Genomic DNA, 24662 nt, shown 5'->3' on the forward strand with positions numbered 1-24662 from the left:
ACGTTCAGTCGTCGGCGCCGCGAGCAGCGAGAGCTTCACCCATGGCGTCGGCGGTCATGAGCGTCCCGATGATGACGGGTACCGCGAATGAGCGGAGCGAGAAGCCGAGTCCGCGTGCTTTCCGGGCTTCCGACACCTGGGTGATGACGTCGAACATCAGCGGTATACACCGAATCGTCATGGCCAGGAGCAGTGCGATTCTTTCCGGGTTGACCCCGAATCGTCTCAGGGGCATGAGGAACCCGGTAATTGCGTCGAGCATTTCCGAGATTCGGGTGGTCAGTCCCATGAGCGCTGCGAGGGCGATCGAGAGTACGAGAACACCGCAGATGAGGACGGCTCGTTCCCAGCCGGCGAACAGTATCTGGAATCCGCCGATGAACACGACCATCCACAGTGCGGGGCGCAGTTGAGTGATCGCAGTTCGCACGGGAATTCGCGCGGCAATGTAAAGCGCAACGACGATCAGCGTGGGCGGAATCAATTGCCAAGGGGCGCGGACGAATACCGAGACGGCAATGATCGCCAGGATGAGTGCAAGAAGTTTGAGTCCGGGTCGTGTCCGATGGAGAATCGACGTTCCCGGGCGGTAATGACCGAGGGTGGTCATGCGACGAGGGAACGGTAGAAATCGATGGAATGCGCGGGCGGACCGTCGGCTACGACGAGTCCTTGATCGATGACCAGGACTCGGTCGAACGAACTGATGAGATCGAGCTGGTGGGTCACGACGATCAATTGCTGCTCGAGTGAAGCGAATACGTCGCTGATGAGTCGCGAGTTGCGGAGATCGAGCAAGGTGGTGGGCTCGTCTGCGACCAGTACTTTCGGCTCGGTGACCATGATGGCCGCGAGTGCAAGAAGTTGCTTCTGTCCGCCGGACAGTTGGTGAGTGGGATGGTCGGCGTGACCGTCCAAGCCGAAACGGCTCAGAACTGACGTGACCTTGGCAGCCCGCTCGGGTTTGCTCAGGCCGTGGCGGCGCAACGAGAATTCGATGTCTTCGGCGACCGTCGGCATCACGATCTGATGGTTGGGGTCGGTGAAGACGAACCCGACGCGCTTACGCACGTCGCGGCCCTTCTTTGCGGTATCCAAACCGTCGATACGCACCGAACCCGTTGCCGGAACTACCAACCCGTTGATCATGCGGGCCAGGGTTGATTTTCCGCTTCCGTTGGCGCCGACGATTCCGATGCGTTGCTCGGTCAGGGTCAGATCGACACGGTCGAGCACGGTGCGTTCACCGAAACTGTGACCGACACCTTCGAAGATGATCTCGCTCATGGAGATTCAGTTCGCCAGAGCAGTTTTCGAGCGTGACGTGACGGTGTCACGCAGCAATGCCGGGTAGGCGCGGTGAACCTGTGACGCGACAACGGCGGTGACGACGGCCTTGGCCGCGTCCAGAGGGATGAAGGCAGCATTGGCGGTCCACGCGGCGAGGAAACTCATGTGTCCGCGAATCATCATTCCGCCGATACCGAATATGTAGAGAACTACGACACCACCGAGGAGGTTGATTCCGATTCCGGGGACAATTCGATACTTCGGAAGCATCTTGGTTGTCAGCCAGCCGATGAGGAATGCGGCGGGTATCCAGCCGATCAAGAACCCGGCGGTGGGACTCGACAGCGACACCAGCGCGGTACGCCCGCCGGCGAGGACCGGCAATCCGACCAGACCCAAGGCGATCACGGTGAGGACTGCGAGCACTGCCTTGCGTGGGCCGAGGAGTGCGCCGGCCATCATCACGCCCAGTGATTGAAGGGTGATCGGCACTCCGGAGATTCCGATATTGATGGCGCCAGGCAGGCCCAACGCGATGATGAGCGCTGCGAAGACAGCGACGTGTGCGAGATCGCGGGCAGGGAAACGAGTGGTTGACACTGCGGACGTGCTCCTTAGGCCTACTGGATGGAACTTCGCGAGTTTACGTCAGCGGGTCCAGACGCCGGGTTAGACGCATGCCCAGTCTGCTGGTGGTGACTCGGGGTGAACCCTGATCTTTTCCTGATCTTGCCGGTGAGCTGCTGCTTTGTCGGCTCGAACGTGTCAGGCTGGTCTCACGGACTTCAGCACATGGGTCCGAGATACGGCAAGCGGAGGTAGATCATGTTTTGGAAGATCGTGTTGGCAGTTGTGCTGGTGTGGGTTGCGCTCGCAGTGGTCGGAACGTTGATCAAGGGCTTGTTCTGGGTGCTGGTCATCGGCGCTGTGGGCTTCGGGATCTATTTTCTCGTCAAGGCGATGTCAGGCAATGACGAGAATTCACCCGCTTCGCGTATGTGACAGGCAAGATAGGTCGGTATGGAGCTTTTCCCGGAGGACTGGCACCGCGCCGTGGTCATCGTGGCGCATCCCGACGACATCGAGTACGGAGCCGCCGCTGCTGTGGCGCGGTGGACGGACCAGGGCAAGGACATCCGGTACGTCCTGGCGACCAGTGGAGAAGCAGGCATTGCAGGACTCGCGCCGGCAGAGTCCGGACCGATCCGCGAAGAAGAAGAGCGTCGGTCGGCTGCAGTGGTCGGAGTTGCGGAGGTCGAGTTCCTCGGACTTCCGGACGGTCGATTGACCGAGGGCCTGGAATTGCGTTCGACATTGGCGGCGGCGATTCGCCGGCATCGCCCGGAGTTGGTCGTCACCATGAATTTCTCGTTTACCTGGGGCCCGGGATATCTCAACAGCGCTGATCATCGCGCCCTGGGGATCAGTGTCCTCGATGCCACCTCCGACGCGGCCAATGAGTGGATCTTCCCGGAACTGTCGGCCGCCGGACTGGCGCCGTGGACCGGAGTGCGGTGGGTGGCGGTCAATTCGATGACGCCGACTCATTGCGTCGACGTCACGGACACAGTGGACCGGGCGGTGGATTCGCTGGCGGAACACGCTCGGTATCTGGCCGCACTCAGCGACACGCCGGTTCGGGAACAAGCCCAGGCCCAGATCGACATGGTGTCGGGGCCCAAACCGGGTTTCGACGCGACCCGAGCGGTCGGGTTCGAGTTGTACTATTTCTGACACGCGTCCGGTGCGCTTTATCCGGGGAGTCCGGTACCGTGTTACAGACGATGGCAATCCGTAACGCAGATGACCGTATCCTTGAGCGACAGGGCGACGGTCAGCGCACTTCCAGTCGCGAGATCGATGATCTGATTCTTGATGCCGCGCGCTCGTGCGTGCTCGATTTCGGTATGCAGCGGACGACGTTGGCCGAGATCTCCCGCCGCGCCGGTGTCAGTAGGCCTACGGTCTACCGGAGGTGGCCCGATACGCGCGCTGTCGTCGCAGATTTGCTCACCCGTGAGATCCGCGCAGCCCTCCCCGAGATGATCGACACCGGCAGCGCCCGGTCTCAGTTGGTCGCGGCTGTGGTCGATGTCGTGTCCCAGATTCGGGACCATCCGCTGTTCGTCAAGATTCGTGTTGCCGACCAGGAGTTGTTGACTACCTATATCGTCGACCGCCTCGGTGCCAGCCAGCGGTCGATTCTCGAATTGCTCACTGCCGTCGTTGCCGCCGGTCAGCGGGACGGATCGATTCGCGACGGAAATGTCGGCGAGATCGCGGCGATGACGTTGCTGATCGCGCAGTCCGTCGTAATTTCGGCGCCGACCATGGAGGGCCAACTTTCACGTACTGCAGCGGTCGAGCACATGCGCAGTGCGATATCGGCATATCTGACACCCGTCGCCGGATCGGGGCACTAGGAGCATGGTGAATTACGAGCGAACCACGCCCGAGTCGGGATCCTCGGCTCTCAACGCTGCCCGACGGACGCGAGAGTTGAATGAACTTGCGCACGGTGATTCCGTGGACGTGTTGGTGATCGGCGGTGGGATCACCGGTGTCGGAGTGGCATTGGACGCCGTGACGCGCGGACTCAGTGTCGCTCTGGTGGACAAGCATGATCTGGCATTCGGTACCAGTCGCTGGAGTTCCAAACTCGCGCACGGTGGTCTTCGGTACCTGGCGTCAGGAAATGTCGGTATCGCCCGTGAGAGTGCGGTGGAACGCGGAATTCTGATGACGAAGACGGCGCCGCATCTCGTGCGTGCCATGCCGCAACTTGTTCCGCTTCTGCCGCAGACATCATTCTTCGGAAAGTCATTGGTGCGCACCGGATTTCTCGCCGGCGACGTCCTGCGGGCCAGTGCGCGGACGCCGTCGTCGGTGTTGCCTCGTTCGCGCACCGTCAGTGCGTCCCGGGCCCAGGAATTGGTGCCGGGTGTACGACGTGAGAATCTGCGCGGCGCTCTCACGGCATACGACGGCCAGCTGATCGACGACGCCCGCCTTGTGGTGAACATCGCCCGCACCGCCGCTCTGCACGGGGCACGAATATTGACTCGCGTCGGGGCGTACGACGTATCCGGTACGTCCGCGACTCTGCGGGACGAGTTGACCGGCACCGAGTTCCTCTTGCGCGCGCGTACCGTGATCAATGCAACGGGTGTGTGGGCGGATCAGGTGGATTCCAGCATCACGTTGCGCCCCAGTCGCGGCACACACTTGGTGCTCGACGCGAAGTCTCTGGGCAATCCCACTGCGGCACTGACTGTTCCGATTCCCGGTGAAACCAATCGCTTTGTCTTTGCCTTGCCCGCGCAACTCGGTCGTGTCTATCTCGGTTTGACCGATGAGGCTGCGCCCGGTCCCGTCCCTGATGTCCCGATCGCATCCGAGTCCGAAATCGATTTCCTCCTCGAGACGGTGAATACGGCTCTGGAAGTGCCGCTGACGCGTGCCGATATTCTGGGCACGTTTGCCGGGTTGCGACCGTTGCTCGATACCGGCGACGGATCAACCGCAGATCTCTCGCGTAATCATGCGGTGGTCCGGTCGGGGAGTGGGCTGATCACGGTGGTCGGCGGCAAGCTCACCACCTACCGCCGGATGGCGCAGGACGCCGTCGACTGTGCCGTCGAGGCGGGCGGGCTGAATGCAATCGCCTGTCGAACCCGGAACCTGCCTCTCGTGGGTGCCGCGACTCGGGCGGAATTGAACAAGATTGCAGCTCCGGCTTCACTTGTCGCGCGATACGGCACCGAGGCCGAGACAGTGTTGGCGACAGGCGATCAGGGGCTTGATGCTGTGGCAGGCTTGGACGTCTGCGCCGCGGAACTCGCTTTTGCGGTGTCCCATGAAGGTGCACTCGACGTGGACGACATTCTGGACCGCCGGACGCGTATCGGTTTGGTGGCTTCCGATCGTGAGCGTGCCTTGCCGGCGGCGGAGAAAGCAATCCGGGCGGTATGACCGGTCTCTGCGGCGTGTGACACGCTGTCCGAGTGCGTGTAGCCGTAGTTGCCGGGCCGGACCCGGGTCATGCTTTTCCCGCAATCGCGTTGTCGCTGGCGTTGATCGCAGCCGGCGACGAGCCGATTCTGTTCACCGGTTCTCGATGGGTGGATGCCGCGAGAGCGGCGGGAGTGGAAACCGAGCCACTCAAGGGTTTGGCGCCTCGGCCCGGTGACGACGACCTCGATGCGGGCGCTCGGATCCACGGGCGGGCCGCGTATATCTCGACGGAACTGCTACCAGACCTGAGAGACGTCTCGGCTGACCTTGTCGTCTCCGACATCCTCACTGCCGGAGGCGGATTGGCTGCTGAGCAGTTGGGGATTCCGTGGGTCGAGCTGTCCCCGCATCCGTTGTATTCGCCGTCTCGGGGTTTGCCTCCCATCGGTAGTGGGCTCGCGCCGGGCATCGGACTTCGTGGTCGACTGCGCGATACCTTGATGAGGGCTGCGACGGGTCGCTCGATCAAGCAAGGACTCGCGCAGCGTTCCGAAGCGCGCGTCAGCGTGGGGCTTCCGGCAGTTGATCCGGGCCCTGCCGCACGGTTGATCGCTACAATCCCCGCGCTGGAAGTTCCGCGTCCGGACTGGCCGGAACACGCCCATCTGGTCGGCCCGTTGTTGTGGGAACCGACCGAGGAGGTTCTGGAGCCGTCGATGGGCTCGGACCCGCTGGTCATGGTGGCACCGTCAACGGCGCACACCGGCGCGGTGGGAATGCTCGAGGCCGCCGTCGACGGTCTGGAAGGTGCCGGTGTGCGGTTGATCGCATCGGTACTGGAAGGCTCGGACGGGCAGCATCCGGAGTGGGTTCGGGCCGGACTCGGCCGTCAGGACGTGATGCTCCGCGATGCGTCGGTCCTGGTGTGTGGGGGAGGCCACGGAATGCTGGCAAAAGCCATGCTGGCCGGGGTGCCGACGGTGATCGTTCCCGGCGGCGGCGATCAGTGGGAGTTGGCGAATCGCGCCGCTCGGGGCGGCAGTGCGGTCATCGTGCGGCCCGCTGATGCCGGGTCGATCAGGGACGCGGTCCTGCGGGTCCTGGCGGACAGTAGCTTCGCCGACGCGGCCCGTGCTGCGGCAAAGACTGCATCCGACGTGCGTGACCCGGTGGCTGTGTGCCGAGAGGTTGTTGCCGGGGGAGTCCCGGCCTGATCGCTCTGGTGCGCGAAGCGCTCTGCGTGCACTACCGTTGCGACTGTGCGATTGACCGAATTTCATGAACTGGTACGCGAAGAGTTCGGGCAGGTACGAGGCGACTCGATGCTGGTCGACCATGTAATGACGAGTGTGGGTGGGCAGACTGCGGAGGCGGCGCTCGAGGCCGGCTGGGACCCTCGTGAGGTATGGCGAGCGTTGTGCGCCGACTTCGATGTTCCGCTCTCCCGTCGCTAGATTCTTCGGCGTTGTTCGAGCCTTCCCTGTTGTTCGAACAAATGTTCGTCTATGCTGACTGTGTTCAGTGGTAACTGCCGCTTCCGCGATTGCAGGATTTCGGTAGGCCGGAACGACGAGCGCAAAGTTTGTCGGTGGCCGGTTCTACTCTGATCGCAACACCACTGAGACTGACTTTTAAGGATGGGGATCACGATGGCACCACAGGCACCTGATCGGGACAAGGCGCTCGACCTCGCGTTGGCGCAGATCGACAAGAACTTCGGCAAGGGTTCGGTGATGCGCTTGGGTGAAGGTGTCCGTCAGCCCATCGCTGTTATCCCCACCGGTTCCATCGCGCTTGATGTCGCGCTGGGCATTGGCGGGTTGCCTCGCGGACGCGTCGTAGAGATCTACGGTCCGGAGTCCTCGGGTAAAACCACTGTTGCTCTGCATGCGGTTGCCAATGCTCAGGCAAACGGCGGCATCGCTGCATTCATCGACGCTGAGCACGCACTCGATCCGGACTACGCGGCCAAGTTGGGTGTCGATACCGACGCGCTCCTGGTCTCTCAGCCCGATACCGGTGAGCAGGCACTCGAGATCACCGACATGTTGATCCGCTCCGGCGCCCTCGACATCATCGTCATCGACTCCGTGGCCGCACTTGTTCCCCGCGCCGAGATCGAAGGCGAAATGGGCGACAGCCACGTTGGTCTCCAGGCCCGTTTGATGAGCCAGGCCCTGCGAAAGATCACCGGCGCCATGAGCAACTCGGGTACCACCGTGATCTTCATCAACCAGCTTCGCGAGAAGATCGGCGTGATGTTCGGTTCGCCTGAAACCACCACCGGTGGTAAGGCTTTGAAGTTCTACGCTTCGGTCCGTCTGGACATTCGTCGCATCGAGACGCTCAAGGACGGCACCGACGCAGTCGGTAACCGCACCCGCGTCAAGGTAGTCAAGAACAAGGTTGCTCCGCCGTTCAAGCAGGCCGAGTTCGATATTCTTTACGGTCAGGGCATCAGCAAGGAAGGCTCGCTCATCGACATGGGTGTCGAGCACGGCTTTATCCGCAAGTCCGGATCCTGGTACACCTACGAAGGTGACCAGCTGGGTCAGGGCAAGGAAAATGCTCGAAAGTTCCTGCTGGAGAACACCGATATCTGTGACGAGGTCGAGAAGAAGATCAAGGAAAAGCTGGGTATCGGTGCAGACGTCACCGCTACCGATGAAGCTTCTGCTGACTTCTGAGTCCAGCCATGGTTTTCATCGACGGTGATGGTGGCGAGGACGCCGGCTATCGACGTTCTCGCTCCCGATCCGCGCAGACTGGGCGGCGCGGCGAGCGTGGCCGGCCCGGTGAAGATGGCCAGCGTAGTGAAAGTGGCCAGCGCCGGGAGCGTGAACCGCGCGCCGAAGGTGGTACGGAGGCGCAGGCAAAAGACGCGTGCCTACGTCTCCTGACCGACCGGGCACGTAGCCGTTCCGAGCTGGAAAAGAAGTTGATCAGTCGAGGGTTCGAGACCGAGATCATCACTCGCGCACTCGACCGACTGCAAGAAATCGGTCTGATCGACGACGCCGACTTCGCGAATCAATGGGTGCACTCACGTCACACCTATTCGGGCAAAGGCAAGAAGGCGCTCGCCGTCGAACTCAGGCTCAAAGGCGTCGATCAGGACATTGCGTCCGAGGCGCTCTCTCAGATCGACTCAGCGGATGAGCGTGAGCGCGCTGCAGAGTTGGTGCGACGGAAGCTGCGCAACAAGCCGGTCGAAGATCGCGACAAGGTGATGCGACGGCTGGTCGCGATGCTTGCACGCAAAGGGTATTCGGCTGGTATGTCGTACGAGGTAGTCAAGACGGAGATGGCAGCAGCTGCAGATTCGTAGTGCTACCGATTGACAGAAGCGGGGTGTGTCACCGAATTCGGTGACACACCCCGCTTCTCGTGATTCTGGGAGTGCCCGGGGTCAGGGTTCGGTGAGATCCATACCCGGAACCGAGACGCCCACAGCTGCGATCGGGGCAGCGATCGGGCCCTTGCCTTTTCGCTTTCCGGAGCGCAGGCGCTTTTCGACCTTGGTGGCAAGGTATGTCAGCGACGAGTTCAGGATGATCATGATGACTGCCGCCACGATGAGGGCAGGCAGATAGTTCCGGAACGCAGCACCGATCTGGGTGGACTGCCGGACAAGTTCGGTGTAGCCGATGATGTAACCGAGAGCCGAGTCCTTGAGCGCCACAACCATTTGCGAGATCAGTGCCGGAAGCATCGAGGTGACGGCTTGCGGGAGCAGAATTGTTGCCATGATCTGCGACTTACGCATACCCAGAGCCTTGGCTGCTTCGCTCTGCCCACGGGGAAGCGAATTGATTCCCGATCGAACGATCTCTGCGATCACCGATCCGTTGTAGAGCGTCAAACTCACGACCACGGCAGCGAGTGCAAGGAGGTCGAGTTTGAACACCTTGTATTCGGCAAAAACGGCGTACATGAAGATCATCAGCAGGAGAACGGGAATCGCACGGAACAGTTCGACGAAGACACCGCTGATAATTCGCACAATGCGATGATCCGACAAGCGTCCGATGCCGAGAATCGCCCCGAGGATCAGCGCAAAGACGATCGACAGTGCAGCAGCTACCAATGTGCCTTTGATGCCGGGAAGCAGATATGTGGTCCAGACGTCTGCCTGTAGGAAGGGATCCCACTTGGCCGAGGTCAACTGATCTTTGTCCTCGAGGGCCCGGTAAACGACGTAGGCGACTGCGAGGGCAACGATTGCCACCGCGACCGATATCAGGCGGTAGATGACGCGGGCCTTCGGTCCGGGCGCGTCGTAGAGAACTGTTGCGCGGTCGCTCATCGTGACACCTCGAATTTCTTGGCCAGCTTGCCGAACAGCAATCCTGTCGGCAGGGTCAGGATGACAAAGCCGACGGCAAAGATTCCTGCGGTTACGAAGAGTGCGGCTTCGTTTTCAAGGATCTCCTTCATCAACTTCGATGCTTCGGACACGCCGATTACGGCGGCGACAGTGGAGTTCTTGGTCAGAGCGATCAAGACACTGCCGAGTGGTGCAATCACAGCGCGGAATGCCTGGGGAAGAACGATGAGTCGGAGGTTCTGTACGAAGGTCAACCCGAGGGACCGGCCGGCTTCGGCTTGCCCTGCGTTGACAGTGTTGATTCCGGCGCGGATCGATTCGCACACAAACGATGCCGTGTAGATGCTCAGACCCAGAACCGCGAGGCGAAAGTTGTTGTCGATCACGAAGGTCGAGGAATTGCTACTCGCGAGCTTCACTCCGAGCGTTTGGGACAACCCGAACACACAGAACAGCAAGATCAGTGTGAGCGGTGTATTGCGGAAGATCGTGACATAGGCGGTGCCGAGGAATCGGGCGACAGGCACGGGCGACACTCGCATCGCGGCAATAATCACGCCGAGTATCAATGCGCCGATCGCCGAGAAGATCGTGAGCTGGATCGTGGTCCAGAACGCTTCGAGGATCTGGCTTCCGTATTCGTCGAGAATTTTCACTTACCGTCTCCCCAGTTCATGGGTCGTTGTTGAAAGTGCTTACCCTGGTGCGGTTTCCGGATGAGGAAACCGCACCAGGAGTGGGGACTGCTCAGGTAGCTCAGTACCGATTGACGGTGGGCGGCGTCGGCATCGGGTAACCCGACGGTCCGACGGTTTCGGTGAATGCCGCTGCCCAAGCGCCGGAAGAGATCATCTTCTCGATGGCATCGTTGATCTTGCCGCGTCCCTCGGAATCATCCTTGGCCAAGCCGATTCCGTAGTTTTCGGTCGTGAACGGCTTGCCGGCGATCCGGAACTCGCCGGGAGACTGCGCCGCGTAGCCGGCCAGGATGATGTCGTCGGTGGTGACGGCGTCGACTGCTCCGTTGCGCAGTGCTTCGACGCACGCCGAGTACGTGTCGAATTCCTGGAGCTGGACGTCCTTGGCGTAGGTGTCCTTGACCTTCTGCGCGGGGGTGGAGCCTGCTACCGAGCACAAGATCTTGCCGCCGTTAAGTGATTCGGGGCCCGTGATGTCGGTGTTGTCGGCCTTGACCAGCAGAGACTGCCCGGCAACGAAGTACGGTCCGGCGAAGCTGACCTTTTCCTTGCGAGCGTCGGTGATGGAGTAGGTGGCGACGATGTAATCGACCTCACCGTTCTGGATCAAGGTCTCGCGCTGGGCGGACGGTGATTCCTTGAACGTGATGTTCTCGGGCTTGACGCCGAGCTCGTTTGCGACGTACTGGGCAACCTCTACGTCGAAGCCGCTGAACGTGCCGTCTGCGTTGCGCAGGCCGAGTCCGGGCTGGTCGAACTTGATGCCGACGGTGAGCTTGCCGTCGGCGGCGTTCTGGCTGACGGTGTTGCTTGATTCGCTGCCACCGCAGGCGGTCGCCGCGAACGCGATGGCCATGATTCCGATTCCGAACCGGACGGAACGATTGATCTTCATGGAGACCCTCTCAATTGTTTACGTATGAACAGTGCGGTCGGATCAGTGCGCGAGGATCTTGCCGAGGAAGTCCTTGGCCCGATCCGACTTGGGATGGGTGAAGAACTCCGCCGGGGTGGTGTCTTCGACGATTTGGCCGTCGGCCATGAAGAGCACACGATCGCCGGCTTTGCGTGCAAAGCCCATCTCGTGGGTGACCACGAGCATGGTCATGCCCTCCTTGGCGAGTGAGGTCATGACGTCGAGTACTTCATTGACCATTTCGGGATCGAGCGCCGAGGTGGGCTCGTCGAACAGCATCACTTTCGGTTGCATGGCCAGAGCGCGGGCGATGGCTACGCGCTGTTGCTGTCCACCGGAGAGCTGTGCCGGGTACTTGTCGGCCTGATTGGCGATGCCGACGCGCTCGAGCAGCTGAAGCGCGGTCTTCTTTGCGTCGTCCTTCTTGGCCTTGCGAACCTTGATCGGCGCGAGCATGACGTTCTCGAGGATCGTTTTGTGGGCGAAGAGGTTGAAGGACTGGAAGACCATGCCGACGTCGGCCCGAAGCGCTGCGAGTGCTTTGCCTTCCTCGGGGAGAGTTCGACCGTCGACCTTGATAACGCCCGAGTCGATGGGTTCGAGTCGGTTGATAGTCCGGCACAGAGTCGATTTACCGGAGCCGGAGGGGCCCAGGACAATCACCACTTGGCCCTTGGGTACCTCCAGATTGACCTCTTGCAGGACGTGAAGTTCCCCGAAGTGTTTGTTCACCGAGGTCATCGAGATCATGGATGTGGAATCGCCGGAGGTGGTCGGCGTCTGCGCATCGTCGGCTTGGGTCATACTCGAGAACCTTAGGCGTAGTTTCCGTCTGTGCCCCGGATTTGGCGAGGGTTCCGAGCAGAAGTAATTAAAAATTTACGACGGTGACGTTTATGTAGCGCTTTGTCGGTTTACCTGGGCGTTATTACAGACCGTAGTGGACGTGAGCTAGGCTGAAGCGTGTCACTGATCGACGAAAAGTCCTCCACCGAGCCTGCCCGCACCTACGAAGTGCGGACCTACGGCTGCCAGATGAACGTCCACGATTCCGAGCGCTTGTCGGGTCTCCTGGAAGAAGCCGGCTACAGCAAGGCGGAGTCGGGTTCTAATCCCGATCTGGTGGTGTTCAATACCTGCGCCGTCCGTGAAAACGCTGACAACAAGCTGTACGGAAACCTCGGTATGTTAGCGCGGCTCAAGGAAGTGAACCCCGACATGCAGGTAGCCGTCGGCGGTTGCCTGGCGCAGAAGGACCGCGAGATGGTGGTCAAGAAGGCGCCCATCGTCGATGTGGTCTTCGGAACCCACAATATCGGTTCGCTGCCGGCGCTGCTGGACCGCGCTCGCCACAACCAGCGTGCCGAGGTCGAGATCCTCGATGCGCTCGAGGCATTTCCGTCGACTCTTCCCGCGAAGCGTGAATCTGCTTATGCCGGTTGGGTTTCCATCTCGGTTGGATGCAACAATACGTGCACGTTCTGTATCGTTCCCGCTCTGCGCGGTAAAGAGGTGGACCGCCGTCCGGGTGACATCCTGGCTGAGGTGCAGGCTCTCGTGAACGAAGGTGTCTCCGAGGTGACGTTGCTCGGTCAGAACGTCAACGCGTACGGCGTGTCGTTTGCCGATCCGGAGCAGCCACGCGATCGTGGCGCTTTTGCCGCGCTTCTCTCTGCCTGCGGAAACATCGAGGGGCTCGAACGGGTGCGCTTCACGTCGCCGCACCCCGCCGAGTTCACGGACGACGTCATCGATGCGATGGCCAACACTCCGAATGTGTGCCCGCAGTTGCACATGCCGTTGCAGTCAGGGTCCGATCGGGTCCTCAAAGCGATGAAGCGCTCCTACCGCAAGTCCAAGTACCTCGGCATCATCGAGAAGGTACGGGCAGCGATGCCGCATGCGGCCATCACCACCGACATCATCGTCGGATTTCCCGGAGAGACCGAAGAAGACTTCCAGGAAACGCTCGACGTGGTGCGGCAGGCACGATTCTCGAACGCGTACACGTTCCAGTACTCGAAGCGTCCGGGTACACCCGCAGCGGAGATGGAGGGCCAGCTTCCCAAGGAAGTTGTCCAGGAACGCTACTTACGTCTCCTCGCCGTACAAGAAGAAGTGAACATCGAGGAGAACCGCAAACTTGTCGGTACCGAGGTCGAACTTCTGGTCGCTAGCGGTGAAGGCCGCAAGAACGCGGCAACGCTACGGATGAGCGGGCGCGCCCGTGACGGCCGCCTCGTCCATTTCCGACCTGTCGGAAACGTGAACGAATCGATCCGGCCGGGAGACGTCGTGACTGTGGTCGTCACACACGGCGCTCCGCACCACCTCGTTGCCGACGACGGAGTTCTCACTCACCGTCGTACACGCGCCGGTGATTCTTTCGACAAGGGCATCACGCCCAAGACTGCGCCGATCGGCGTCGGTCTCGGGCTTCCGAAAATTGGTGCCCCAGCCCCACAACCCGTCCAGATGGGATGCAATTCATGAGTTCACAGAACGACAATCCGGCGTCGCAGTCCGCCGACGATGCTTCCTTCGAGGAATACCGCCAGGATCTCGACGCGGTCGAGCGCAAGATCGCGGGGGAGATCGATCCGGGTGCCCGCGCGATGGTTGTTGCCGTCGCAGTGTTGGTGTTGGTCGGCACCCTCGCGCTGCCGCACGCCGGTGTGGCAAACGGTTGGGATGTGTTGGCGTTCAACGCGGATGCCGAGTCCGAGCGCATTGCGTTGTTCTCTCGGATATTCGTGTGGTTCGTCGTGATCTTCGGCATCGGCTTCTCGATGCTCGCCCTGGTCACTCGGCGTTGGGCACTTGCCTGGGTTGCGCTGGCCGGTAGTGCCGTCGCGAGCGCTTTGGGAATGATGGCGGTGTGGTCGCGTCAGACGATTCCCGCAGGATTCCACGTCGCGGGCCCGTCGATCGGGCTGATCGTCGGTTGGTTCACCGTCGTGTTCCTGACGTTCCACTGGCTGAAGGTCGTCTGGGCACGTACGACGCTTCAGTTGGCTGCTGAGGAAGAGCGCCGCGTAGCAGCAGCAGAAGCTGAAAAGAACCAGGAATGGAACGTCGGCTGACCCGATGTTCTGGGCCAGCCGACGAGTGAACCTACTCTGTCTGCACTTACTCAGTCGTTGACTGCGCCTTCGGCTGCCTCGGCCCATTCACGCCACTGTGCGGCCTGAGCGAGAGCCTTCTCGGCATCCTTGGTCTTGCCCGCAGCCTGAGCCTTGGCGGCCTGCTCCTCGAACTGTGTGACCCGTTCCTTGAACTGGGCTGCACGGGCGAGGGCTTCCGGGTCGGTCCGACGCCACTGTGCGTCGACGGCGTCGTGGACCTTGCTTTCGAGTGCCCGCAGCTTCGCTTCGAGGTCCTGCATCCGATCACGCGGGACCTTGCCGATTGCATCCCACTTTTCCTGCAGTACACGCAGCGAAGCGCGTGCGTTGTCGAGGCCGTTCGCGGGGTCGATGTTGGCGTGTGCAGCGAGGAGTTCTTCCTTCGCCTTTGCATTCTCTTCGAACTCCGCGTCACGCTCAGCGGTTGCGGCGTTGCGTGCCGCGAAGAAGACGTCCTGGGCGGCCTTGAATCGCTCCCACAGGGTGTCGTCGGCTTCGCGAGGTGCGCGTCCGGCGGCTTTCCACTCGGCGAGGAGGTCGCGGAACTGTCCGGCAGTCGGGCCCCATTCCTCTGATTTGGAGAGCTTCTCGGCGCGCTCGACGAGCTCTTCCTTGGTGGACCGGGCACTCGCACGATCGCGGTCGAGTTCCGCGAAATGAGCGCCGCGGCGGCGGTTGAAGGATTCGCGGGCCTTGGAGTACCGCTTCCACAGGGCGTCATCGGTTTTGCGTTCGATTCCGCGAATGGTCTTCCATTCGTCGAGAATTTCGCGGAGGCGGTCGCCGGCGGTCTTCCACTGGGTGGACTCCGTACCGATCTGCTCGGCCTCGACGGCAAGAGCTTCCTTACGTGCGGTGTTGGTAACCCGCGACTGCTCCTTCTCCTCCTTGGCATGTGCTGCTGCCTCGTCGGAGCCTTCGACGATGTGGTCGAGGCGGCGAGCCAGGGCATCGAGATCGCCGATGACGGCGGCTGTGGGCAGCGATTCAGACAGTGCGACGGCGGCCGCCTTGGTCTTCTTGGCGTCGCCGGCGCCGGAAGTCAGGCGGGCTTCGAGAAGCGTGACCTCGGTCGTGAGGTCGTCATAGCGGCGTCCGAAATGCGCCAGGCCCTCGGCGGCGTCACCGGCTTGCCACGAACCGATCTGTCGTTCTCCGTCAGCTGTCTTGACCCAGGCTGTGCCGTCTTCCTCGACGCGGCCGAACTTGCTCGGATCACTGGCAGGTGTCGTCGCGGCGGCCGGGCGGGTAGCGGCCGGTCCTGGCCGTGGCGCGCTGGGTCGCGGTCCACCTGGTTTCGGAGCGCCCGGTTTGGGCGTCGACGCTGTTGGCTGCGTCGCACCCGGGGTGGGTGTGGCGGGAGCCGAACTGCGCTCTGTTCCGGTGGTGGGTTCGCTGTTCTCGGTCATCGGTCCTCGTCTCTGCCGCGCGTCACGGCTGCCTGATCGCATTCCTGGTTCCATTGAACCCGGTACTGACGTTCTACGACTATTGAATCAGGTAACGCGGCGTGAGGTTGTCACCTTGGTGACAGTGTGGGGCGTCGATGTCGGGTTCGACTAGCGTTGCACCTGTGTTCACCGCCGCCGCCCTGGTCCCGTCGCCGCCACTCCTAGTTCCGCAATTGTCGGGTGACTCGGCCCCGTCAGCCGAGGTCCGCGCCGCTGTAGTGGGTGTGGCCCGAGAACTCGCTGCCCTGTCCACACACTGGATTGCGGTCGGCGTCGACGCAGCCTCGGTTGCGGGAGATGTCAGCCGGTCGTGTGTCGGGCGTGGTGAATTCGGAACCTTCGCCGGGTTCGGGGCAGATGTGCGGACGAAACTCGACGCGGATGCGTCGGGCCCGGTCAATCGCGAGTTGCCGTTGGCTGCTCTCGTGGCAGGTTGGCTTCGAAGCCAGGTCGAGCGAGAAGTTCACATCGACCTGCACCTGGTCTCGGCGGATGCCACTGCGGACGAATGTCGCGCCGTCGGAGTCAAGCTACGCGCGCAGCTCGACGACGGTGACGAACCCGTCGGCTTGTTGGTTCTCGCGGACGGCGCCTCGACATTGACACCGAAGGCTCCGGGCAGTTTCGACGATCGTGCACCGGCGGTGCAGGCCGTGATCGATGCAGCGCTCGGGAAGGGTGATCGTGAGGCGTTGCTGAGATTGGATCCGAACCTGTGCTCCGAGATCGGTGCGTCGGGGCGGGCCGCGTGGCAAGTCCTGTCGGCAGTGTTTACCGAGCAGCCCGTGGCCTCGGTCGAATACAACAGTGCGCCGTTCGGTGTCGGATACCACGTGGGGATGTGGCGCCCGTGAGTATTCCCGTGCACCTTCGTCCGATCGCCGTGGTGGGCCCGACGGCCTCGGGAAAGTCTGATCTGGCTTTGGATCTTGCCGAGGAATTCGGCGGAGAGATCATCAACATCGACGCCATGCAGCTCTATCGCGGCATGGACATCGGTACGGCAAAGCTCAGCGTGAGCGAACGTCGGGGGATACCGCATCATCTGTTGGATGTTCTCGACGTGACCGAGACGGCCACCGTTGCCCACTATCAGCAGGACGCCATCACGATCGCGGAACGGCTGATGGAATCCGGTCGAGTACCCGTCATCGTCGGCGGTTCGATGATGTACGTGCAGTCGCTGCTCGACGAGTGGGCGTTCCCGGCCACCGATCCTGTGGTGCGAGCGCGTTGGGAAGCTGTACTTGCCGACGACGGTATCGGAGCGGTGCATGCTGCCCTGGTGGCGGCGGATCCCGTCGCGGCAGCATCGATTCTCCCGACAGACGGACGTCGGATGGTGCGGGCGTTGGAAGTGGTGGAGCTGACCGGGCAACCGTTTGCGGCTTCGGCGCCACAGATTGGTGAACCACGTTGGGGGACAAGAATTCTCGGTGTTGATCGGGAGACGGAAGGGCTGGATGCACGCATTCGGTTGCGCACGGATCAGATGTTCGAGAGCGGTTTGGTCGGCGAGGTGGAGGGCTTGATCGAACGCGGCCTGCGCGACGGTGTCACGGCGCCACGAGCTATCGGCTATTCGCAGGTGCTGGCGCACTTCGACGGTGAGTACGACCTCGGCGAGGCGCGCGAGCGGACGTTCATCGGCACGCGCCGCTATGTGCGTCGTCAACGCTCATGGTTCCGTCGTGACTCGCGAGTGCAGTGGATCGACGGTGGCGCCGACGGTGTTCTGGATACTGCACGCCGCGCGTTGTCCGGCGGTGATCGGTGACCGTTTCGGGCCGATGTGTAACAAATTTCCCTGTTCCGCTATTTTACAGATAGCTATTTAGTGGTTAACTTTGTGAGGTGGCCTTCAGGTGGCGTCACGACCGATCAGTCACGACAGACCAACGGAGGACGAGAAGATCATGGTGCAGACCGGGGCGCATGCAAAGCCGAAGCGTCGGCGCAAGAAAAGCCTGCCGCTGATCCTGCTCTTGGTCGTGTTTCTCGCAGTCGGCGGCGGGTTGATCTACGTCGCTGTCAGTGCGGCAGGCAAGCCGATCAGCGCACCGTTGCCGGATGCACCGTTCGAAGTCGGAACGGCACCGGATCCGGGAATCGTGTGGGCTCCGGCACCGACTGATCTCCCGCCCAACACACTCGCGATTCCGGACCTGGATGTACGAGCAGACATCGTGACCAGTGGTCTCGGTGCCAACCGCGGCATGATCCTGCCGCACCCCGACAAGGTCTCCCATTTCCTCAACGACGTGCATTTCGGCGCTCCGGTGGGAACCAACCTCGTAGCGGGGCACGTCGACGACGGTGACCGCACCCATGGAGCGCTCTGGCCGTTGCACCAGATCAAACCGGGCACGCCGATTTACGTGACCGACGACGCCGGGGTCATGTTCACCTACCATGCATCGAGCCTGAAACTCTTCGAGAAGGTTGCGTTGCCGGCCGAGTTCTTCTCCGATACCGGCGAACCGCGCCTGGTGCTGGTGACGTGCGGTGGGCCGACGGTTCCGGACCCCTCGATGCCCTCCGGTTTCACCTACGAACACAATCTCGTGGTCACCGCTTCACCGGAATAAGTCGAACGAGTACGCGCTACGGATGGGTTCGGCGGGCCGCACCGACTCCGAATTTCATCGTTGACCGCGCGAGCCATAGGGTTGCCAATTGTGGTGCTCAGTGCGCGTTCCGTCCCCGGTAGTAAGACCTTCGCCAAAGTGCGTGTCCTGCCGCCCGTCGTAAAACTGCTTTTGCTCTCGATGGTGCTGTTCAACATCGGCTTCTACTTGGTAGTTCCGTTTCTCGCAGTGCATCTTTCGGAGGATCTGGGATTCGCAGCCTGGGTAGTGGGACTGGTGCTGGGTCTGCGTATGTTCAGCCAGCAGGGGATGTTCTTCATCGGAGGAAGCCTCGCCGACAGATTCGGTAAGCGTCCGATCATCTTGTTGGGCATCGCCGTTCGTGTCGTCGGCTTCCTGATGCTCGGACTTGCCGAAAGCATGGCCGCCGTCATCGTGGGAATTCTGCTCGTCGGGTTCGCCGCTGCTTTGTTTGCTCCGGCGGTGGAATCTGCGAACGCGGAGTACGGACGTGAACTCGAAGAGTCCGGGGTAATGCGTCGGACCGATCTGTTTGCGGTAGAACAGATGTGCAGTCGGCTGGGGACGGTGATCGGACCAGCTCTCGGTGCCGCGTTGCTGGTGTTCCCGTTCTCATGGACGGCGTCGGCAGCGGCAATCATGTTCGCGATCATGTGGGTGGGATTTTTCGTCTGGTTTCCGCGTCCGAACGATGGTCAAGATTCCGCCGGGCAGGTATCTACATACACCTTGCGGGACGTCTGGCGAAGTGTGCTGACCAACAACAACTTTCTCCTCTTCGCGACACTCTGCAGCTTTCAGTTGGTGGCATACAGTCAGCTGTATCTGATGCTGCCCGAGCAACTCGAACGTGGAATCGGTTCGCAATCTGCACTCGGCTGGTTCTACGTCGGTGCAGCAGTGCTCGTGATCGTCGGTCAGGGGCCGACGGTTGCGGTGGCGCACCGTATCGGGCATCGCCGAGCGATCACCTTCGGACTGTTGCTGATTTCCGTGTCGTTCTTGGTTCCGCTGGCCACCGGTGTATCGACCACTGCCTCGGCGTCGACGCAGATCGCGGGACTGGCCGCCTGGATCGGTTTGCTACATCTCGGACAGATGCTGATGGTGCCGCCGATGCGGGACACCATCGCGATCCTCGGCCGGGAAAGCAACCTCGGGGCGCATTTCGGCATGCTCAATACCATCGGCGGACTTCTTGCCTTGCTCGGAACGGTGGGTGTCGGGTTCGCGTACGACCTCATCGACAACGGCCACGCCGGAGCAGCGACACCATGGGTGATCGTTGCACTCTGCGTGGCCGTCTCGGCTGCGACGCTCTGGCTGTGGTCGGGTCGAACGAAGGTTATCGAGCCGCGATCGTCTGATTGATCTTCGCGACAAAATCTTCGAGGACAAACGGGATGGTCAACGGGTTGGGCATGGAGACGGCGTCGCTGACGATGGGGTCCAGGCTGATCAGGCCGCCGGACTTGACGACGTTCAGATTGGTGAACGCCGCCTGTGACTCCATTTCGGGGCGAGCCTTCTCGTAGTTGTCGAACAGCAGGTAATCGCATTCGAGAAGGTCGTAGTTCTCGGCTGAGACCTCGTAGTTGAGCTTGCCCGCGAACCGTTCCTTCAGGGCGGCGGGCGCGGTGAATCCCAACTGGGTGAGCAGCTGAGCCCGCGCGGCCTCAGGGCTGAAGGCACGCAGTTTTCCGTCGCTCCACCGAATGACGAGTGCGGCCGTCTTACCCTCGAACTGCGGGTTTTCGGCGCGCGTCCGAATGATCAATTCTTCGACCTCTCGGACCTCGTGCTTTGCCTGGGCGGGCACTCCCACTGCCGTGCCGATGCGGGTGGTCACTTCCTGCCAGGGGAGTACCCAATCGGTTTGGTCGGCGGCGTGCAGGACTGTCGGGGCAATAGCGCTGAGCTGCTTGTACAGGTCCTCGTCGATCGCGTTGTTGACCGCGATGATCAAGTCGGGAGCCGCGGCCACGATGGTTTCGATGTTGAACTCGGTGGTGGCATTGGCCAACGGCGTCGGCTCTGCGCCTTGAACGCTGGAGTCGGCCCAGACACCGATTCCGTCGTCGGTCGATCCCTTCCAGACCGGAACCAATACCGGGGTCAGCCCGAGAGAGAGCAGGACGTCGGCGTCGCCGATGCCGACTGCAGCGATTCGGCTGGGGGCCTGGTCGATCGTGGTGGATCCGAACTTGTGATCGATGGTGACCGGGAATGCATTCGGCTCGGCGTGCCCGCTCTCCGTCGTCGCCGCTGTGTTGTCATTCGAACTGTCGCCGCAGGCAGCCAGTACAAATCCTGCCGCTGTGGCAAAAGTGACGGACAACATTGCGCGACGACTCAACATAGGGTTCACGGCTACCTCGATCTAAGTAGGGTTGGGTATCCTAACCATAGTCGACGGCAGCGCCGGAAGGCCGCCCGATATGATCACGCTCATGGATTTCAGCAAGGGACACGGCACGCAGAACGACTTCGTTGTTCTCCCTGACCTCGACGTTCGCATCGATCTCGAGCCCGGCAAAGTCGCGGCGCTCTGCGATCGTCAGCGTGGATTGGGAGCTGACGGCATCTTGCGCGTCGCTCGGGCCGGTGCACTCGCAGAAGCGGGAGTCCTGGCCGAGATTCCGGCTGGAGTTGCCGCTGACGACTGGTTCATGGACTACCGCAACGGAGACGGTTCCATCGCCGAAATGTGCGGCAACGGTGTCCGTGTATTTGCGCATTATCTGAAGGCTTCCGGCCTCGAGAACCGTGGTGAATTTGTCGTCGGCAGTCGGGCCGGCGCTCGTCCGGTTATCGTCCATTCCGCTGACGGCACGGTTGGTGAGGTCACCGTCGCAATGGGCATGATCAAGGAACTGGGTTCGAGTACAGCGACGATCGACGGGCGCACGTTCACGGGACTCGGCATTGATGTCGGGAACCCACACCTTGCCTGCGTCGACGCCGCGCTCACCCCGGAAATGCTGGCGGCACTCGATCTCGGTGGTGCACCGGTGTTCGACCCGGCATTCTTCCCGCACGGAGTGAACATCGAAATTGTCACGGCTCTGCAGGACGGCAGCGTCAACATGCGCGTCCATGAGCGAGGCGTAGGCGAGACGCGTTCGTGTGGCACCGGGACCGTCGCCGCCGCTGCGGCTGCGTTGAAGCACGACGGGCGCGTCGACGGCACGGTGACAGTACGAGTACTCGGTGGTCAGGTGCAGGTTTCCGTCGAAAACGGCTGTGGTTCGCTGCGGGGTCCGTCGGTGCTGGTCGCGTCCGGAACGATCAGCGACAACTGGTGGAATTCGCTCGGATGAAAAGCGGATGCACCACCATGACGTTTCGTGGGATCATGGGTCTTGTATGACGAAATCACATGACAGTCAAGAATCCGCTGCAGACGAGTCTGCAGAGTCGTTTGCTGCAGACGAGTCCACAGGACACGAGCAGCCTGAATACACGGCGCCGGCCTCGTCCGGAGATCCGTCGGTCGGCGAGATGCAGCTCGAAGCGCGCGAAGCTCGGCGCCGCGTCTCCGGTCTGTCTACCGAACTCGATGATGTCACCGAGGTCGAGTACCGGCAGTTGCGTCTCGAGCGCGTGGTCCTGGTCGGTGTCTGGACCCAGGGGACGGCTGAGCAAGCCGAGAACAGCATGACCGAGCTGGCTGCGTTGGCCGATACGGCTGGGTCCGAGGTTCTCGACAGCCTCGTACAGCGCCGCGACAAGCCGGATACGGCCACATACATCGGCTCCGGCAAGGCACAGGAGTTGCGCGAAATCGTGCTCTCCACCGGCGCCGACACCGTCGTGTGCGACGGCGAATTGACGCCGGCGCAGCTCACGGCGCTGGAAAAGGTCGTCAAGGTCAAGGTCATCGACCGTACTGCCTTGATTCTCGACATCTTCGCCCAGCACGCGACCTCCCGTGAAGGTAAGGCCCAGGTCGCCTACGCGCAGATGGAGTACATGATTCCCCGCCTGCGCGGTTGGGGTGAGTCCATGTCCCGTCAGGCCGGTGGTCGTGCGGGCAGTAACGGCGGTGTGGGTCTGCGTGGCCCCGGTGAGACCAAGATCGAGACCGACCGTCGACGCATTCGTGAGCGGATGGCAAAACTGCGCCGCGAGATCAAGGCAATGAAGGCTGCTCGCGACACGAAGCGGACGCGCCGTCTACAGAGTGACATTCCGTCGGTTGCGATTGTCGGCTACACCAACGCCGGTAAGTCGAGTCTTCTCAACGCCCTGACGGGTTCGGGCGTTCTGGTGGAAAACGCACTGTTTGCCACCTTGGATCCGACTACACGACGGGCATCGCTCGACGACGGTCGCGAATACGTCCTGACCGACACCGTCGGATTTGTGCGACACCTGCCGACTCAGTTGATCGAAGCCTTCCGCTCGACTCTCGAAGAGGTCACCGACGCCGATCTGCTGATGCACGTGGTGGACGGATCCGATCCGCTGCCGACCGACCAGATCAACGCCGTCCGCGGTGTCATCACCGATGTTCTGCGCGAGACCAATTCAGCGGCCCCGCCGGAATTGATCGTGGTCAACAAGATCGATGCCGCAGATCCGGTCACACTCACGCAGTTGCGTGCGCTGCTGCCCGGCGCTGTCTTCATCTCGGCTCAGACCGGCGAGGGCGTTGCGGAACTGCGCGCCCACCTCGCCGAGGTGCTGGTGCGTCCCGACGTCGAAGTTGACGTGCTGGTTCCATATCACCGCGGTGATCTGATGGCCAGAATCCACTCCGACGGAACCATTTTGGAATCCGCTCACGAGGAGTCCGGTACCAGGGTTCACGCCCGCGTGCCACAAATGTTGGCATCGGCATTGGTCGAGTACGCACCGAGTGCGTAGGCGGTCGAGTACGCACCGAGTGCGTAGGCGGTCGAGTACGCACCGCGTGCGTAGTTTGGCGCGTGCAGCCGCGGCAGTGGGTGCACTGTCGGTGCTGGTCGCAGGAAGCGCTACTGCACAAGCGAATACGCCCGTTCCTGGAACGGGCGTATTCGAACCGCTTTGCACACCAACCGATCCGGGTCTCGAAGAGCTTTCGGGAATGGCGGCCCTCGGCGATCGAATCTTTGCGATCGGCGACAGCGGCAACGACGAGGTAGTCCTCGAGATGGATTTCGATTGTGTTGTGCGTGGCCGCATTCCGGTACCGATCGACCCGTACGACGTCGAGGATCTGGGCTCGCACGCCGGTCTCTTGATTCTGGCGGACACCGGCGACAATCGGCGGGCTCGTGAAACCGTTGCCTTCATCACCCTGGACCCTGAATCGGGTGACGGCACACTGCACCGAGTTACCTTTCCGGACGGCCCGCACGACGCCGAGGCGGTGCTCGTGGATCCGAACGGCCGTTTGTTCGTCGTCACGAAGGAATTGCTCGGACCGAGCAGCGTGTACACATCCGAAGGTGGGCAGACAATCTCCGACCTGGCGGAACCGGGACCAACTCCGCTGACCCGGGTCGGCACGGTGCGCACTGGTGATACGTCGACGAGCGGGTTCAATTCCGTGATGTTCACGGGTGGCGCAGTCTCCGCAGACGGTTCCGTACTGGCACTGCGCAGCTACACGGATGTGTACCTGTACCGGATCGGTGACGACGGTATCGGTGCGGCGCTGACAGAATCCGAACCCTTGCGAGTCCCGACACCCCACCAACCGCAAGGTGAATCAGTGATGTTCACCGATGGCGGTGATCTGGTGATCGGCTCCGAAGCGCAGGGTGGCACATTGCCACCCTTGTACGTCATGCGCGGGGTAGTTGACGGGATGACGCCCGATGATCCGGCAGCGGCAGAAGAGGCCACGTCGACGGCGTCGAACGGGGTTGTGCTGTGGGGCGGCGTCGGCATGGTTGCCGTTGCACTGGTAATTCTTGTCGGCTTCCGAGTTCGTCGGCGCTGAGAGCGAAAAAGGCCGGGCCTCGCACTGAATGTCAGTGCGAGGCCCGGCCTTTCACGTCTGTTGCTCAGGCGTCGAGATCTGCGGCAACCAGCTCGGCAACCTTCTCGAGGGCGGCCACGTCGTCGGACTCGACGGTGACTTCGGTGTCCTTGGCAGCGCCGAGCGTCATGATCATGAGCGCGGAACCGGCATCGACGGGTTCTCCGCCGGCGACAGCGAGGGTGACGGTGGCTCCGGATGCGCCGACAGCTTCGGCGATCAGAGCAGCGGGGCGAGCGTGGAGGCCGACTGCGGAACCTACGGCAACGGTCTTACTGGGCATGGGAACTCCTAGAGGTGTGGTCGTAGTGGTTGGTGTTG

Annotated in this window: 27 protein-coding genes; 17 read left to right on the top strand and 10 right to left on the bottom strand. The window is 61.8% G+C overall.

The annotated features are described in order from the left end of the window. Nucleotides 1-4 precede the first annotated feature (4 nt). Genes BDB13_RS15905 through BDB13_RS15915 form a run of 3 tightly spaced genes read right to left on the bottom strand, consistent with a single transcriptional unit; the run spans nt 5 to nt 1890 of the window. On the bottom strand, nt 5-610 hold the full coding sequence (locus tag BDB13_RS15905; protein ID WP_094272494.1) for an energy-coupling factor transporter transmembrane component T family protein: 606 nt from the start codon (nt 608-610) through the stop codon (nt 5-7). Continuing rightward, a complete protein-coding gene (locus tag BDB13_RS15910) occupies nt 607-1287 on the bottom strand; it encodes an energy-coupling factor ABC transporter ATP-binding protein (protein ID WP_094272495.1) in 681 nt (226 codons plus the stop codon). Before BDB13_RS15910 ends, BDB13_RS15905 begins: the two co-directional genes overlap by 4 nt. Nucleotides 1288-1293: 6 nt before the next feature. After that, nucleotides 1294-1890, bottom strand: coding sequence for a biotin transporter BioY (locus tag BDB13_RS15915; protein ID WP_094272496.1), 597 nt, complete (start codon nt 1888-1890; stop codon nt 1294-1296). 225 nt (nt 1891-2115) lie between these two features. Here BDB13_RS15915 and BDB13_RS32100 point away from each other — a divergent pair, with 225 nt between their 5' ends. The 8 genes from BDB13_RS32100 (at nt 2116) to recX (ending at nt 8572) form a co-directional block, all read left to right on the top strand. Continuing rightward, nucleotides 2116-2292 carry a hypothetical protein gene (locus tag BDB13_RS32100; protein ID WP_169633759.1) on the top strand — a complete coding sequence of 59 codons (177 nt, stop codon included), beginning with the start codon at nt 2116-2118 and terminating at the stop codon, nt 2290-2292. An 18-nt stretch (nt 2293-2310) separates the two neighbouring features. Beyond that, nucleotides 2311-3024: a PIG-L deacetylase family protein gene (locus BDB13_RS15920; protein ID WP_094272497.1), complete on the top strand. Its 714-nt coding sequence runs from the start codon at nt 2311-2313 to the stop codon at nt 3022-3024. Between the two features lie 50 nt (nt 3025-3074). Next, nucleotides 3075-3713 (top strand): TetR/AcrR family transcriptional regulator, encoded by a 639-nt coding sequence (locus BDB13_RS15925; RefSeq protein WP_094272498.1) that lies wholly within the window; start codon nt 3075-3077, stop codon nt 3711-3713. Between the two features lie 4 nt (nt 3714-3717). Beyond that, entirely contained in the window at nt 3718-5262 is a 1545-nt protein-coding gene (locus tag BDB13_RS15930; RefSeq protein WP_094272499.1) for a glycerol-3-phosphate dehydrogenase/oxidase, read from the top strand. Nucleotides 5263-5294: 32 nt separating this feature from the next. Further along, nucleotides 5295-6458 carry a glycosyltransferase gene (locus BDB13_RS15935; RefSeq protein ID WP_094272500.1) on the top strand — a complete coding sequence of 388 codons (1164 nt, stop codon included), beginning with the start codon at nt 5295-5297 and terminating at the stop codon, nt 6456-6458. 45 nt (nt 6459-6503) lie between these two features. Beyond that, the gene (locus BDB13_RS15940) at nt 6504-6698 is read left to right on the top strand and encodes a DUF3046 domain-containing protein (RefSeq protein WP_094272501.1); all 195 of its coding nucleotides are present in this window, start codon (nt 6504-6506) and stop codon (nt 6696-6698) included. A 195-nt stretch (nt 6699-6893) separates the two neighbouring features. Then, nucleotides 6894-7931: a recombinase RecA gene (gene recA / locus BDB13_RS15945; RefSeq protein WP_094274950.1), complete on the top strand. Its 1038-nt coding sequence runs from the start codon at nt 6894-6896 to the stop codon at nt 7929-7931. A gap of 8 nt (nt 7932-7939) precedes the next feature. Next, nucleotides 7940-8572, top strand: coding sequence for a recombination regulator RecX (recX, locus tag BDB13_RS15950; protein ID WP_094272502.1), 633 nt, complete (start codon nt 7940-7942; stop codon nt 8570-8572). A gap of 81 nt (nt 8573-8653) precedes the next feature. On the opposite strand, the gene BDB13_RS15955 is transcribed toward recX, so the two are convergent. The 4 genes from BDB13_RS15955 to gluA form a co-directional block, all read right to left on the bottom strand. After that, entirely contained in the window at nt 8654-9550 is an 897-nt protein-coding gene (locus tag BDB13_RS15955) for an amino acid ABC transporter permease (protein WP_094272503.1), read from the bottom strand. Further along, nucleotides 9547-10227, bottom strand: a complete 681-nt coding sequence (locus tag BDB13_RS15960; RefSeq protein WP_094272504.1) for an amino acid ABC transporter permease — start codon at nt 10225-10227, stop codon at nt 9547-9549. The genes BDB13_RS15955 and BDB13_RS15960 overlap by 4 nt, the downstream gene beginning before the upstream one ends. A 100-nt stretch (nt 10228-10327) precedes the next feature. Then, on the bottom strand, nt 10328-11164 hold the full coding sequence (locus BDB13_RS15965) for a glutamate ABC transporter substrate-binding protein (protein WP_094272505.1): 837 nt from the start codon (nt 11162-11164) through the stop codon (nt 10328-10330). Nucleotides 11165-11206: 42 nt separating this feature from the next. Further along, complete coding sequence (gene gluA, locus BDB13_RS15970) at nt 11207-11935, bottom strand: glutamate ABC transporter ATP-binding protein GluA (RefSeq protein ID WP_094274951.1); 729 nt, start codon at nt 11933-11935, stop codon at nt 11207-11209. A gap of 213 nt (nt 11936-12148) precedes the next feature. On the opposite strand from gluA, the gene miaB reads away from it, so the two are divergent. Further along, complete coding sequence (gene miaB / locus BDB13_RS15975; protein WP_094272506.1) at nt 12149-13678, top strand: tRNA (N6-isopentenyl adenosine(37)-C2)-methylthiotransferase MiaB; 1530 nt, start codon at nt 12149-12151, stop codon at nt 13676-13678. Continuing rightward, a complete protein-coding gene (locus BDB13_RS15980) occupies nt 13675-14268 on the top strand; it encodes an Rv2732c family membrane protein (RefSeq protein ID WP_094274952.1) in 594 nt (197 codons plus the stop codon). Before miaB ends, BDB13_RS15980 begins: the two co-directional genes overlap by 4 nt. A 50-nt stretch (nt 14269-14318) precedes the next feature. On the opposite strand, the gene BDB13_RS15985 is transcribed toward BDB13_RS15980, so the two are convergent. After that, on the bottom strand, nt 14319-15719 hold the full coding sequence (locus BDB13_RS15985; protein ID WP_094272507.1) for a DUF349 domain-containing protein: 1401 nt from the start codon (nt 15717-15719) through the stop codon (nt 14319-14321). A 164-nt stretch (nt 15720-15883) separates the two neighbouring features. On the opposite strand from BDB13_RS15985, the gene BDB13_RS15990 reads away from it, so the two are divergent. From BDB13_RS15990 to BDB13_RS16005, 4 genes are all read left to right on the top strand, one after another. Then, entirely contained in the window at nt 15884-16615 is a 732-nt protein-coding gene (locus BDB13_RS15990) for a class III extradiol dioxygenase subunit B-like domain-containing protein (RefSeq protein ID WP_094272508.1), read from the top strand. Beyond that, entirely contained in the window at nt 16603-17538 is a 936-nt protein-coding gene (gene miaA, locus BDB13_RS15995) for a tRNA (adenosine(37)-N6)-dimethylallyltransferase MiaA (RefSeq protein ID WP_094272509.1), read from the top strand. Before BDB13_RS15990 ends, miaA begins: the two co-directional genes overlap by 13 nt. An 88-nt stretch (nt 17539-17626) precedes the next feature. After that, a complete protein-coding gene (locus BDB13_RS16000) occupies nt 17627-18349 on the top strand; it encodes a class F sortase (RefSeq protein WP_254922831.1) in 723 nt (240 codons plus the stop codon). Nucleotides 18350-18439: 90 nt separating this feature from the next. Then, a complete protein-coding gene (locus tag BDB13_RS16005; protein WP_094272511.1) occupies nt 18440-19741 on the top strand; it encodes an MFS transporter in 1302 nt (433 codons plus the stop codon). Here the strand turns inward: BDB13_RS16005 and BDB13_RS16010 are convergent. Then, nucleotides 19716-20729 (bottom strand): ABC transporter substrate-binding protein, encoded by a 1014-nt coding sequence (locus BDB13_RS16010; protein ID WP_094272512.1) that lies wholly within the window; start codon nt 20727-20729, stop codon nt 19716-19718. The two genes, BDB13_RS16005 and BDB13_RS16010, sit on opposite strands and share 26 nt — an antisense overlap. Before the next feature lie 91 nt (nt 20730-20820). Between BDB13_RS16010 and dapF the strand changes: the two genes are divergently transcribed. The 3 genes from dapF to BDB13_RS16025 are packed head-to-tail and all read left to right on the top strand — an operon-like array spanning nt 20821 to nt 24302. After that, on the top strand, nt 20821-21690 hold the full coding sequence (dapF, locus tag BDB13_RS16015) for a diaminopimelate epimerase (protein WP_094274953.1): 870 nt from the start codon (nt 20821-20823) through the stop codon (nt 21688-21690). Between the two features lie 46 nt (nt 21691-21736). Continuing rightward, a complete protein-coding gene (gene hflX / locus BDB13_RS16020; RefSeq protein WP_094272513.1) occupies nt 21737-23239 on the top strand; it encodes a GTPase HflX in 1503 nt (500 codons plus the stop codon). Nucleotides 23240-23285: 46 nt separating this feature from the next. Further along, nucleotides 23286-24302, top strand: coding sequence for a hypothetical protein (locus BDB13_RS16025; RefSeq protein ID WP_094272514.1), 1017 nt, complete (start codon nt 23286-23288; stop codon nt 24300-24302). A 64-nt stretch (nt 24303-24366) separates the two neighbouring features. Here BDB13_RS16025 and BDB13_RS16030 read toward each other — a convergent pair whose 3' ends face one another. After that, complete coding sequence (locus BDB13_RS16030) at nt 24367-24624, bottom strand: HPr family phosphocarrier protein (RefSeq protein ID WP_094272515.1); 258 nt, start codon at nt 24622-24624, stop codon at nt 24367-24369. Nucleotides 24625-24662 lie beyond the last annotated feature (38 nt).

The sequence above is a fragment of the Rhodococcus sp. OK302 genome (genome assembly GCF_002245895.1).
In the GTDB taxonomy this organism is placed as follows: domain Bacteria; phylum Actinomycetota; class Actinomycetes; order Mycobacteriales; family Mycobacteriaceae; genus Rhodococcus_F.